Consider the following 11,406-nt stretch of genomic DNA (forward strand, 5'->3'; position numbering starts at 1 on the left):
GTCAAAGGCTGGAAGTGGAAACTTTGTAACAGCGGGCTGCTACGCCGCGCCGCCGATGGAGAGAATCCGTATCGCGACCTGTTTGGTGAAGGGGCTGACGGCGAAACACTCGTAACCAACCCGATGGGCGGCGACGAACTCCTGGAAGGCGCGGTGTTCGTCCTCCCGCCAACTGTGGTTGCCGATATACTCGTCGAACACCAGAACGCTGCCGGGGCGAATGCGGTCGGCCAGCGCGGTCAGCACGGTGCATGCTGAACTGTAGATGTCGCTGTCGATGTTGACGAAACGCACCGGCCCCGGATGAGCGGCCAAAAAGGGCGGCAAGCTGTCGTCGAACCAGCCGACATGCAGGCGGGCGTTGGGCCGCACGTCCGGCAGTTGCAGGCCGGTGGTCAGCACGCCAGCGGGAGTGTTGACCCAACCCTCCGGCAGCCCCTCGAACGAATCGAAGCCGTGGACCTCCTGCCCAGCGGCGGCGGCGATGTGGTCCAGCGACGTGCCGCGCCGGACGCCGAATTCCAGCACCAGGCCGGGCGTCGCCGCTTGGGCCAGCGCGTGGCGCAGCAGGCGGGCGCTGCTGCCGAACAGCCGCAGGTCGGCGGCGCGGTGGGGCAACAGGGCGCGGACGCCGTCGACCAGCGGGCGGCGTTTGGGGTTGTCGCCGATCTGTTCGGCGGCGACGGCCTCCGCCTCCTCGGCGCGGTCCAGCAAAAGCAGCAGGGCGCAGACGAAGGCCCAATATTTGCCGTTGGCCCCGCCGCAGCGGGTGGAGCGGCGCAGGCGGCGCAACGCCTCCTCCGGGCCAAGGCTGTGCATCGCCTGGGCGTGGCTGCCGAACCAACCGGCGGCGTGTTCCGGGTCGTCGGCCAGCAGGGCGTGGAAGCTGGCCAGCGCCTCGGCGTCCTGGCCAAGGCAGGCTTGGCTGGTCGCCGTCTCGAACAGCAAATCCAGGCTGCGTTCGCCCTCGCTCAACGCCTGACGGGTGACGGCCAGCGCGTCGTGGTAACGGGCGTCGCGGCGGTAGGCTCCGGCCAGGGCGGCGCGGATGCCGGGTGTGCGAGGGGCGAGCCGGGCCAGCCGCTCGAACCACAAAACCGCGTGAAAGGGGGCGTTGGCGGCCTGTTGGGCGTGGGCCAGCGCGCGCAGCGTCTCGGAATCGTCCGGGGCGATCATCATCGCCCGGCGCAGATGCGCCAACCCGGCGGCGGGCGCGCGGTGGCCGACGTAAGCCAGCCCAAGCAGGCGGTCGCGCGTCACCCCGTCCGGGGCGTGGTCTTTCAGGCGGCGGATCGCCACCCGATGGCGGCGCGCGTCGATCAGGGCGCGCGCCTCGTCAAACACCAAATCAGCAGCGGTCACGGATCACGGCAAGCGGTGGAAGGTCCAAACGGAGGCCGGCGGCAGGTTCCGGGCAATCCAGCTGTGGCGGTGCGGTTTCAGGCGCAACCGCCGGATCAGTTCAGGATTGATCGGGGCAAACGGGCCGTAGGTGAATTGCACGAAAACCCCGCCGGGCGCCAGCACGGAAAAGGCCCCGCGCACGATTCGCGCCTGCACCGACAGCGGCATGGCGATCAACGGCAGGCCGGACACCACGCTGTCGCAATGCGACCAACCATGATCGTGAACGATCCGCTGGATCCGAGTCGCATCGCCCTGGATGACGCCAGCGCCGGGATGAAGCGCGGCGAGATGCCCGGCGAAGGCCGGATCCAGCTCGATCATCAACAAATTGTCGGCGGTGACGCCCTGGTCCCGCAGCGCGGCGGTGACGGGGCCGGTGCCCGGACCAAGCTCCACCACCCGGCGTGTCGGGCCGGAACCGGCGGCTTTCGCCATGGCGCGACACAATTCGGTCCCGCTTGGCGTCACCGACGCAACTTTCAGAGGAGAGCGAATCCATCGCTCGACGAAGAGCTTGCGGTCTGCAAGGGACATCGACTGACCTCCACCCCAGGGGAACCGGGTTTTCATTCCCCCTTTCTACCGACATGCGTTTCATTGCGCCAGCGCAATGGATTTTGAACGATCGTTTAACAAAACCGTCATGGGGTTGTCCGACCCCGCGTTAACGATTGGCTGACATGATTGTCTTCACTCTTTTCAATCCGCTCATGCAATGACAGACTGTTCACAAAACCGGGGCAGCCGGTGCAGTAATTCTCCGGGAGGGTGCAACCTTGAATAGCCTTCTTCTGCGGCATAAAATTCCCTGTGCTTTGGTTGCTTCGGCGGTGTTGTCGGCGGTTCTGTTGGGAAGTTTCGCCTATTGGGCGGCGACCGACCGCTTGCGCACGGCGGCGCAAGAAAAACTGGTGGCTTTGGCCAACGCGCGCGCGTCCAGCGTGCAATCCTACATCGAAGGGTTGGAGGGCGACGTCGTCTTGACGGCGAACACCCGTTCAATGCGCGACGCCGTGGTCGCCCTGAACAATGGTTGGCGGATCGAAGCCGACCGGGGCGAGCCGGGGGCCATGCTGCGCAAACGCTATGTCGAGGACAACCCTCACCCGGCGGCGGAACGCTACAAGCTGGAGAAGCCCGAAGGCAGCACCATGTACGACATGGCGCATCTTCGTCTGCATTCCTGGATGATGGATTTGATGCTGCGGCGGGGGCTGGCCGATGTGCTGGTTCTGACGCCCGACGGCACGGTTTTGTACAGCGCCGCCAAGGGCGATGATTTTGGCAAATCGGCGAATGACACCGCGCTTGGCCCGCTGTTGGCGGAGATGAAGCGCGAACCCAAGCCGGGTACGGCGCGCGTTTTGGATTTCACCGCCTACGCGCTGGCGGGCGGCATGCCGTCGGCGTTTTTGGCCAGTCCGGTGGTTTTGCAACAGCCTGACGGCGGCGTGCAGACGCTGGCGGTTCTGGCCTTCCGGCTTCAGCCCAACGGGGTTGACCGGATCATGCGCAGCACGGACGGCATGGGCGACACCGGCGACACGTTCCTGCTGGGAGCGGATGGCAAGCTCCGCAGCACGCCGCGTTTTTCCAGCGAAATGGCGGTGCTGAAGCCGTATGTCGGCGGCGCGGCGGCGGTCATCGCCTCAGACAGCGACCAGATTGGCGTGGTCGAGGCGGGGAACGTCAGCGGAACCGGCCCGGCGCTCACCGCCTATCACGCGATGAAGCACGGCGCCCTGCGTTGGACCGTGCTGGCGGAGGCGTCGGTGGACGAGATCCTGGCCCCCGTCGTCAGCATGCGCAACCAGATGCTTCTGGCGGGCGCCGGTCTTGTGCTGCTGGTGTCGTTGGGCGGCGTTCTGTTCGCGCGCGGCATCACCCGCCCATTGTCGGAGATGAGCGACGCGATGCAGCGTTTGGCTGACGGCGAGCGGCAGCTTGACGTTCCAGCGCGTGAACGCACCGACGAAATCGGTCGGATGGCCGGGGCCATGCAGGTTTTCAAGGACGCGCTCATCAAGGCCGACGCCTTGCACGCCGAGCAGGATCGCGTCCGCGCCCTGCGTGAAGAGCGCACCAAGCGGTTGGAGCATGTGACCCAGACCTTCGACTCGCGGGTTGGCGGCATCGTTCGCGCGGTGACGGTGGCGGCGGGCGGTCTGGAAACGACGGCCCGGTCGATGAGCGACGGGGCCGACAAGACTCTGCACGAGGCGACCAACGTCGCGGCGGCGGCGGATCAGACGGCGTCGAACGTCGGCACCGTGGCCTCGGCGGCGAACCAACTCCGCGCGTCGATTGGCGACATTGGGCGGCACATCGACGAATCCAGCCGGATCACCCAGGCGGCGGTCGGCGCGGCGGCGCAGGCGGGCGAAACCATGCGGGTGGTGGTGGACACCGCCAACCGCATCGGCGCGGTGGTCCAACTGATTCACGACATCGCCGCGCAAACCAACCTGCTGGCGCTGAACGCGACCATCGAGGCGGCCCGCGCGGGCGAGGCGGGCAAGGGCTTCGCCGTCGTGGCCAGCGAGGTGAAGAGCCTCGCCAACCAGACCGGCAAGGCGACGGAGGAAATCTCCGGCCAGATCTCCACCATGCAATCGGTCACGGAAGGGGCGGCGGCGGCCATCGGCCAGATCGTCACGGTGATCGAGGACATGGGCCGCATCTCCGGCGTCGTCTCCAACGCCATCGAGGAGCAGGGAACCGCGACGATGGAAATCGCCGCCAACGCTCAACAGGCGGCCAAGGCGACGCAATCCGTCACCTCGATCATCGACGGCGTGGCCAAGGCGGCGGACACGACCAAGACGGTGGCGAATGAGGTGCTGACCTCCTCGCAGGATCTGACCCGTCAGGCAGGCCACCTGCGCAGCGAGATCGAGCAGTTCCTGGCCGACATCAAGGCGGCGTGATGGGGCGGCGTGATGGAGCCGCGTGACGCGGTCCCCGTTGGGGGCGGACGGGTTGTTGACAGGACGGCGCCGGGCAAGGCACCGTCCCAGCCCGTTCGTCGGATAGGAACCGCCGTCATGCCAACGCCCGTCCCCAGCAGCGCCGATCTGTTCGATGACAAGAACAAGCCGCCTCGTCTGGTCGAGCTTGACGTCGCCCGCATCCTGCGCAACTCCAACCAGCCCCGGCAGCGTTTCGACGAGGAGGAGATGCGCAGCCTCGCCGATTCCATCGCCCATTACGGCTTGAAACAGCCGATTTTGGTGCAGGAGGTGGTCGGCGGCTGTCGCCTGATCGCGGGTGAGCGGCGCTTGCGCGCCCATGAGATGTTGGGGCTGGCGACCGTCCACGCCTTGATTACGTCGGGCAACGCCGATGAATTGGCCTTGGTCGAGAATGTCCAGCGGGTCGATCTTGACGCGCTGGAACTGGCCGAGGCGTTGGCTCGGCTGATGGACCGCTACGGCTACACGCAAGAGCAGCTTGGCCGCATCATCGGCAAAAGCCAGAGCAACATCAGCCACACGCTGCGCCTGAACAGCCTGCCCGAAGCGATCAAGCGCGATTATGCGACGTCGCATCGCGACGTCTCGCGTTCCACCCTCATCGAAATTGCCTGGATCAAGGATCTGGCCGATCAAATGGCCCTGTGGGAACAGGTGAAGGAGGGAAGCGACACGGTGCGGGAGGCGCGGGACCGCAAGGACACGACGAAGGAGCCAAGCCTGCGCGCGCTGTCGGCGGTTGGGCGCTTTCTCGACGCGCTGCGCCGGGCCACCCAGCGTTTGGGCGACCCGCGCGACCACCGCGCCTACATCGACGACACCCAACGCCGGGAACTGATGGTGCTGCGGCGTCGGATCGATCTGCTGCTGGGCGAGGATACCGAGATCGACTGATCGCGCGACGGGGCGCGGTCAGTCCGTTAGGAACGGGTTGTAGAGGCGTTCCTCGCCAAAAGTCGACATCGGCCCATGGCCGGGGATGAAGGCGATGTCGTCGCCGTAGGGGAACAGGCGTTCTTTGATCGAGGCGATCAAGTCGCCATGGTTCCCCTTGGGGAAATCGGTGCGCCCGATGGATCCCTGGAACAGAACGTCGCCGACGATGGCGAGCTTGCTCGGGCGGTGGATGAACACGACATGGCCGGGGGTGTGGCCGGGGCAATGGCGGACGTCCAGCGTCAGATTGCCCACCGTCACGGTGTCGCCATCCTCCAGCCAGCGGTCGGGCGTGAAGGAGCGCACCGGCGGAAAGCCGAACATCTTGCTTTGCATCGGCATGCCGTCGATCCAGAACTGATCCTCGCGCTGCGGCCCTTCGATGGGCAAGGACAGCTTGTCGGCCAGATCGGCGACGGCGCCGGCGTGATCGATGTGGCCGTGGGTGACGAGGATCTTCTCCAGCGTGACTCCCTTGGTCTCGGCGGCGCGGAGAATCCGGTCGAGATCGCCGCCCGGATCCACGGCGGCGCCCTTCATCGTTTCGGGGCACCAGAGAACCGTGCAGTTCTGTTGAAACGGCGTGACCGGAACGATGACGTATTGCATACCCGTGCCCTTTGTCGCTGAAACGCAGCCATGGAAGACGGCGGACCTTAACGCGCGCGCGCAAGCCGGGGCAAGGCGATGCGTGACGCTCGCCTTGCGGTTGGAAAGCCAGTATTGTCCAGAGGAAGGCTGCGCGTCGCGTGAGTTGACCTCCTTAATTCTGTGAAATCACTTTTTGGAAGCGGGTTCTGCCGGAATGCTGACGCAGAAAGCCAAATACGCGCTTCGCGCGCTCATCATGCTGGCCGAACAGCCGGATGATGGTTTGGTTCTGATCGCCGACATTGCGGAACGGGAAAACATCCCCCGCAAGTTTCTGGAAGCCATCTTGGTCGAGTTGCGCAAACACGGCCTGTTGTTCGCCAAGCGGGGCAAGAGCGGCGGCTATCGGTTGGCGCGTTTGGCGGCGGATATTTCCTTTGGCGAGGTGATTCGGCTGATTGACGGTCATTTGGCCCCGATTCCCTGCGCCAGCAAATTTTCCTTCAAGCCCTGCGATGATTGCGGCGATCCAGACGCCTGCTCGGTGCGTTGGCTGATGGTGCAGGTGCGCGACGCGACCGCCGACGTGCTCGACAATTGCACGCTGGCCGACGCGCTGCGGCACCGTCAAACGACTGGGGGGCTGGCGCTGAATTTCGACATTTGACCGGGAGGGGCCGAGGGCGGCGTCACGGCAGCAATTCGACCGCGACGAACACCCGGTCCAGCGCGCGGTTGGTCACTTCGCGCAAAACGCCAGCATCCTCCAGATCATTGACCAGCAGTTGCGCCCCCCGGAAGGTGGTTCCCAGCCGTTTTTGCAAATGACGCACGGTGAAGGCGGGGCGTTCAAACAGGCCGTCGATCACCATGGGCAGGCGTGAGTTGCGGCGGCGGTCGCCCAGACGGCGGCGCCAGGATTGCGCCGTCTGATCCAGCGTGGCCAGCCGTTGCCGTTCCCGCCGCGCGGTTTCGGCGATCATGTCGGTCAACCAGAGCCGCCAGCCGTCTCCGCTGTCGCGAACGGCGATGGCCGCCGCCGTCCGGTCGCTCCACACACTGGTGGACAGGGGCAGCCAGAGACCCGGCAGGCGGCAGTTGCGGGCGATGGCGAGCGGGGCCAGCAGGCGGGCCGTTGGGCGCAGCCAACCGGGCGTGCGCAAATCCGGCGGCGGGCGCAGCAACTCGGCCAACAGCCCGATCCCTCCCAACAAGGCCGGGGCCTCGCCCGCTTGATCCAGTCGGTTGAGCAGGGCCATGGCCTCCGCCTCCCGTTCGACGGACAGGCTGAGACGCATTGGATCGCGTCCGGACAGGTCCGCTTCAAGTATCCGCCAGGACGCCTCGATCCAGCCCAACGTCCAGGGGGCGGGCGTGGCGGAGCCGTCCGACTCCGGCGGGTCTTTCGCGTCGGGGAGCGTGTCGCTGGCGCTGTCCGTGTCGGCGTGACCTTCCAGGGCGGCCACCGCGCGCCAAGCGTCGGCGGCGGCGCTGCGGCTGGGACCACGGACCGGAGTCCGCGCGCGGGCGTGAAGGGCGCCGGCGTCCCGGACGCCTTGGGCGAAGCGTGCGCCTTGCCACAGCGCGTGGGCGCACATCGCGGCGGGGCGATCAACCGTTGGCGCCAGATCGGGATTCACGGTGGCGATGAGGAAATCGGTGGGATCAATCATGATCCCGTCCAGGCGGGCGGCGGCGCAGGCTTCACGTCGGGCGGCGTCGGCCCACAAGCGGCGGCGCCGTTCTGGTTCATGACAGGCTTCCGCCAAGCGGCCCAGAGCGCGCTCAGCTTCCAGAAGGGCGGTGAGAAGGGCAGGGGACAGCATCGTGGATTGGCCTGCGTGCGCCGACGATCCATCCGATGATACCAATTTCTTTGATAAGTTTCATTGTAAAATACAGCGTGCTGAAGGCCGTTCATCGCATTTGGCGGGCGTAAAATTTATATCCAATAAAAACAGCACCTTATGCCTGATCCTTGGTTTCTTCTCGCTTTTTTCGGAAAAAAGCGCTTTTCACCAACCCTGTGGTTTGGCAATGTCTACGGACGAAATAGAAATGAGCTAACGCACATTCCATGTAAATACTGTGGTCTGTGGGTTCCATTGAAGGAGACACCGATGTCGTTCCGTCGCCGCCTGTCCCTCCTCGCCGCAGGCTTGACGCTGGCTTGGCTGGGTGTTGCCGCCGCTGACGCCCAAGACACGCTGCTGAATGTGTCCTATGATCCGACGCGCGAATTGTACGTCGATTTCAACCAAGCCTTCGCAAAAAAATGGCAGAGCGAAACCGGCCAAAAGCTCCGCGTCAAGCAATCGCATGGCGGTTCCGGCAAGCAGGCGCGGTCGGTGATCGACGGGCTTGACGCCGACGTGGTGACGTTGGCGCTGGGCTATGACATTGACGCCATCGCCGACACCGGCCTGGTGGCGAAGAACTGGCAGGCGCGCCTGCCCAACAACAGCGCGCCCTACACCTCGACCATCGTGTTCCTGGTTCGCAAGGGCAATCCCAAGGCGATCAAGGACTGGAACGATCTGGTCAAGCCGGGCGTCGCGGTCATCACGCCGAACCCGAAGACGTCGGGGGGCGCGCGCTGGAATTATTTGGCGGCCTGGGCCTACGCGTTGGACAAGAACGGCAACGACGAGGCCAAGGCCAAGGAGTTCGTCGGCCAGCTCTTCAAGAATGTGCCGGTTCTCGACAGCGGCGCCCGTGGCTCGACCGTGACCTTCACCCAGCGCGAGTTGGGCGATGTTCTGCTGGCCTGGGAGAATGAGGCCTATCTGTCGCTTCAGGAATTTGGCGCCGACAAGTTCGAGATCGTCGTCCCCAGCCTGTCGATCCTGGCCGAACCCCCCGTCGCGGTGGTCGATTCGGTGGTGGACCGCAAAGGGACCCGCAAGGTGGCGGAGGCGTATCTGCAATTCCTCTACACCCGCGAGGGCCAGGAGATCGCCGCCAAGAACTTTTACCGCCCCCGGTTGCCGGAGTTGGCGAGCCAGTATGCGGGACGCTTCGCGAATGTTAAGCTGGTGACGATCGACCAGACCTTCGGCGGCTGGCGTCCCACTCAGGAGAAGCATTTCGCGGATGGCGGCGTCTTCGACCAGATTTATCAGAAGGGCCGCTGACCCGTGGTCGCAACCTCTTCTGCCGACGTCGCGTTCCCCGAAAAGGGGAGCGCGGTGACGTCCATCCTGAAGAAACCAAGCGTGCTTCCCGGCTTTGGCCTGACGCTGGGCTTCACGCTCAGCTATCTTGGCGTCATCGTGCTGTTGCCCTTGGGCGCCTTGATCGCCAAGGCCAGTGGTCTGGGTTGGTACGGCTTTTGGGGCGCGGTGTTGACCCCGCGCGTGTTCGCCGCGTTCGAGGTCAGTTTCGGCCTGTCGCTGGCGGCGGCGGCGGTCAACGCGGTGTTCGGCTTCATCGTCGCCTGGGTGTTGGTGCGTTACGAATTTCCGGGCAAACGGCTGGTCGACGCGCTGGTCGATCTGCCCTTCGCTCTGCCGACGGCGGTGGCGGGCATCGCGCTCAGCGCGCTCTACGCGCCGAACGGCTGGGTGGGCAAGCCGCTGAACGAGCTGTTTGGGCTGAAGGTCGCTTTCACCCCCATCGGCATCGCCATCGCCTTGACCTTTGTCGGCCTGCCTTTCGTTGTGCGCACGGTGCAACCGATCCTTCAGGAATTGCCGCCGGAGGAGGAAGAGGCTGCGGTCTCACTCGGCGCGACGCGCGGGCAAACCTTTTGGCAGGTGGTGTTTCCGGCTGTCCTCCCCGCACTGGTCACGGGCTTTGCCCTGTCCTTCGCGCGTGGCGTTGGCGAATATGGATCGGTGATCTTCATCGCCGGGAACATGCCCGGCCTGACGGAGATCCTGCCGTTGCTGATCGTCATCAAGCTGGAACAGTATGATTATGCGGGCGCGGCGGCGGTTGGCGCGTCGATGCTGTTGGTGTCCTTCGTCATGCTGCTGATTCTCAACATTCTGCAACATTGGATGAGGTCGCGTCATGCCCGCTAGCTCCTCGGCTTCGGCGCTGAGCGATCCGGCGTGGATGCGTCGGCTGTTGATCGCCACCGCCTTGGCCTTCCTGGCTTTGTTCCTGCTGTTGCCGTTGGTCGCCGTTTTCGCCGAGGCGCTGCGGCGTGGCGTCGGCGCCTATTGGACGGCGCTGGTGGATGAAGACGCGTTGGAGGCGATCAAGCTGACGTTGATCGTCGCGGCCATCGCCGTCCCGGCCAATTTGGTGTTTGGCGTTGCGGCCTCCTGGTGCGTCGCCAAATTCGATTTTTACGGGAAAAACCTCCTCATCACCTTGATTGACCTGCCTTTTTCGGTGTCGCCGGTCATTTCAGGCCTGATCTATGTGCTGTTGTTCGGCCTGAACGGGGCCATTGGTCCGTTTCTGAAGGCTCAAGGCATCCAGATCATCTTCGCCGTGCCGGGTTTGGTGCTGGCCACCATCTTCGTCACCTTCCCCTTCGTCGCCCGCGAGTTGATTCCGCTGATGCAGGAGCAGGGAACGGAGGAGGAGGAGGCCGCCTTGGTGCTGGGCGCCGGCGGTTGGCAAACCTTCTGGCGGGTGACGCTGCCCAACATCAAATGGGGGCTTTTGTACGGCGTTTTGCTGTGCAACGCCCGCGCGATGGGCGAATTTGGCGCCGTGTCGGTGGTGTCCGGTCACATCCGGGGCTACACCAACACGATGCCGCTGCACGTCGAAATTCTTTACAACGAATACAACTTCGTCGCCGCCTTCGCGGTGGCCTCGGTGCTGGCCATGCTCGCTCTCGTCACCTTGGTGGCGAAGTCGGCGCTGGAATGGCGCTTCGGGGCCGAGCTGGCGGCCACACGGCACAAGTAGGGGTTCGACGTCGATGGCGATCCAGGTTTCGGGCATCACCAAGCAATTCGGGTCTTATCGCGCGCTCGACTCGGTCGATCTTGAGGTGCGGTCGGGGGAGCTTCTGGCTCTGCTCGGCCCCTCGGGGTCGGGGAAGACCACGCTGCTGCGGATCATGGCCGGGCTGGAAAGCCCGGACGCGGGCAGCCTGCAATTGAACGGGGAAGAGGCGTTGGGGCTGAAGCCGCGCGACCGTCAGGTCGGCTTCGTGTTTCAGCATTACGCCCTGTTCCGCCACATGACCGTGTTCGACAATGTGGCCTTCGGCCTGAAGGTCCGCCCGCGCGCGCAGCGTCTGCCCAACGCGGAGATCAAGCGCCGCGTCTCCGAGCTTCTGGAATTGGTTCAACTCGGCCATTTTGCGGATCGCTACCCGGCGCAATTGTCGGGCGGTCAGCGCCAGCGCGTGGCGTTGGCCCGCGCCTTGGCGATTGAGCCGAAGGTCCTGTTGCTCGATGAGCCGTTCGGCGCGCTCGACGCCAAGGTCCGCAAGGAGCTGCGGCGTTGGCTGCGCAAGCTGCACGACGAGATTCACATCACCTCGGTCTTCGTCACCCACGACCAGGAGGAAGCCTTGGAGCTTGCCGATCGC

11 protein-coding genes (1 of these 11 running past the window's edge) are annotated in these 11,406 nt (G+C 64.9%); 7 read left to right on the top strand and 4 right to left on the bottom strand.

The window, feature by feature from the left end; genetic code table 11:
* Nucleotides 1-39: 39 nt before the first annotated feature.
* Complete coding sequence (locus D3877_RS25920) at nt 40-1,362, bottom strand: class I SAM-dependent methyltransferase (RefSeq protein ID WP_119833700.1); 1,323 nt, start codon at nt 1,360-1,362, stop codon at nt 40-42.
* Between the two features lie 3 nt (nt 1,363-1,365).
* A complete protein-coding gene (locus D3877_RS25925) occupies nt 1,366-1,842 on the bottom strand; it encodes a class I SAM-dependent methyltransferase (protein ID WP_238475092.1) in 477 nt (158 codons plus the stop codon).
* A gap of 341 nt (nt 1,843-2,183) precedes the next feature.
* On the opposite strand from D3877_RS25925, the gene D3877_RS25930 reads away from it, so the two are divergent.
* Together D3877_RS25930 and D3877_RS25935 are read left to right on the top strand one after the other, a co-directional pair.
* Nucleotides 2,184-4,334 (top strand): methyl-accepting chemotaxis protein, encoded by a 2,151-nt coding sequence (locus D3877_RS25930; protein ID WP_147395299.1) that lies wholly within the window; start codon nt 2,184-2,186, stop codon nt 4,332-4,334.
* A 117-nt stretch (nt 4,335-4,451) separates the two neighbouring features.
* Nucleotides 4,452-5,273 carry a ParB/RepB/Spo0J family partition protein gene (locus D3877_RS25935; protein WP_119833703.1) on the top strand — a complete coding sequence of 274 codons (822 nt, stop codon included), beginning with the start codon at nt 4,452-4,454 and terminating at the stop codon, nt 5,271-5,273.
* An 18-nt stretch (nt 5,274-5,291) separates the two neighbouring features.
* Here D3877_RS25935 and D3877_RS25940 read toward each other — a convergent pair whose 3' ends face one another.
* On the bottom strand, nt 5,292-5,924 hold the full coding sequence (locus D3877_RS25940; protein WP_119833704.1) for an MBL fold metallo-hydrolase: 633 nt from the start codon (nt 5,922-5,924) through the stop codon (nt 5,292-5,294).
* 196 nt (nt 5,925-6,120) lie between these two features.
* Here D3877_RS25940 and D3877_RS25945 point away from each other — a divergent pair, with 196 nt between their 5' ends.
* Nucleotides 6,121-6,573 (top strand): RrF2 family transcriptional regulator, encoded by a 453-nt coding sequence (locus D3877_RS25945; RefSeq protein ID WP_119833705.1) that lies wholly within the window; start codon nt 6,121-6,123, stop codon nt 6,571-6,573.
* Between the two features lie 22 nt (nt 6,574-6,595).
* Here the strand turns inward: D3877_RS25945 and D3877_RS25950 are convergent, their stop codons facing one another.
* A complete protein-coding gene (locus D3877_RS25950) occupies nt 6,596-7,732 on the bottom strand; it encodes a Fic family protein (protein WP_119833706.1) in 1,137 nt (378 codons plus the stop codon).
* 294 nt (nt 7,733-8,026) lie between these two features.
* Between D3877_RS25950 and D3877_RS25955 the strand changes: the two genes are divergently transcribed.
* The 4 genes in view from D3877_RS25955 to D3877_RS25970 are tightly spaced (at most 54 nt apart) and all read left to right on the top strand, a layout consistent with a single transcriptional unit that may run on beyond the window.
* Nucleotides 8,027-9,040 carry a sulfate ABC transporter substrate-binding protein gene (locus D3877_RS25955; RefSeq protein WP_119833707.1) on the top strand — a complete coding sequence of 338 codons (1,014 nt, stop codon included), beginning with the start codon at nt 8,027-8,029 and terminating at the stop codon, nt 9,038-9,040.
* A 54-nt stretch (nt 9,041-9,094) separates the two neighbouring features.
* Nucleotides 9,095-9,931 carry a sulfate ABC transporter permease subunit CysT gene (cysT, locus tag D3877_RS25960; protein WP_274379649.1) on the top strand — a complete coding sequence of 279 codons (837 nt, stop codon included), beginning with the start codon at nt 9,095-9,097 and terminating at the stop codon, nt 9,929-9,931.
* Nucleotides 9,921-10,775, top strand: coding sequence for a sulfate ABC transporter permease subunit CysW (gene cysW / locus D3877_RS25965; RefSeq protein WP_119833709.1), 855 nt, complete (start codon nt 9,921-9,923; stop codon nt 10,773-10,775). The genes cysT and cysW overlap by 11 nt, the downstream gene beginning before the upstream one ends.
* Before the next feature lie 13 nt (nt 10,776-10,788).
* Nucleotides 10,789-11,406 carry the 5' portion of a sulfate/molybdate ABC transporter ATP-binding protein gene (locus tag D3877_RS25970; protein WP_119833710.1) on the top strand. Its footprint extends 420 nt past the window's final position, so the window shows 618 of its 1,038 coding nt (coding positions 1-618); it begins with the start codon at nt 10,789-10,791; the stop codon falls past the right edge of the window.

The organism is Azospirillum cavernae, assembly GCF_003590795.1.
GTDB lineage: Bacteria > Pseudomonadota > Alphaproteobacteria > Azospirillales > Azospirillaceae > Azospirillum > Azospirillum cavernae.

Bases quoted from the DNA above. Each gene is read 5' to 3' on its own strand.
- D3877_RS25925 (WP_238475092.1), bottom strand. From the start codon at position 1,842: ATGGCGAAAGCCGCCGGTTCCGGCCCGACACGCCGGGTGGTGGAGCTT.
- D3877_RS25935 (WP_119833703.1), top strand. From the start codon at position 4,452: ATGCCAACGCCCGTCCCCAGCAGCGCCGATCTGTTCGATGACAAGAAC.
- D3877_RS25940 (WP_119833704.1), bottom strand. From the start codon at position 5,924: ATGCAATACGTCATCGTTCCGGTCACGCCGTTTCAACAGAACTGCACG.
- D3877_RS25945 (WP_119833705.1), top strand. From the start codon at position 6,121: ATGCTGACGCAGAAAGCCAAATACGCGCTTCGCGCGCTCATCATGCTG.
- D3877_RS25950 (WP_119833706.1), bottom strand. From the start codon at position 7,732: ATGCTGTCCCCTGCCCTTCTCACCGCCCTTCTGGAAGCTGAGCGCGCT.
- D3877_RS25955 (WP_119833707.1), top strand. From the start codon at position 8,027: ATGTCGTTCCGTCGCCGCCTGTCCCTCCTCGCCGCAGGCTTGACGCTG.
- cysW (WP_119833709.1), top strand. From the start codon at position 9,921: ATGCCCGCTAGCTCCTCGGCTTCGGCGCTGAGCGATCCGGCGTGGATG.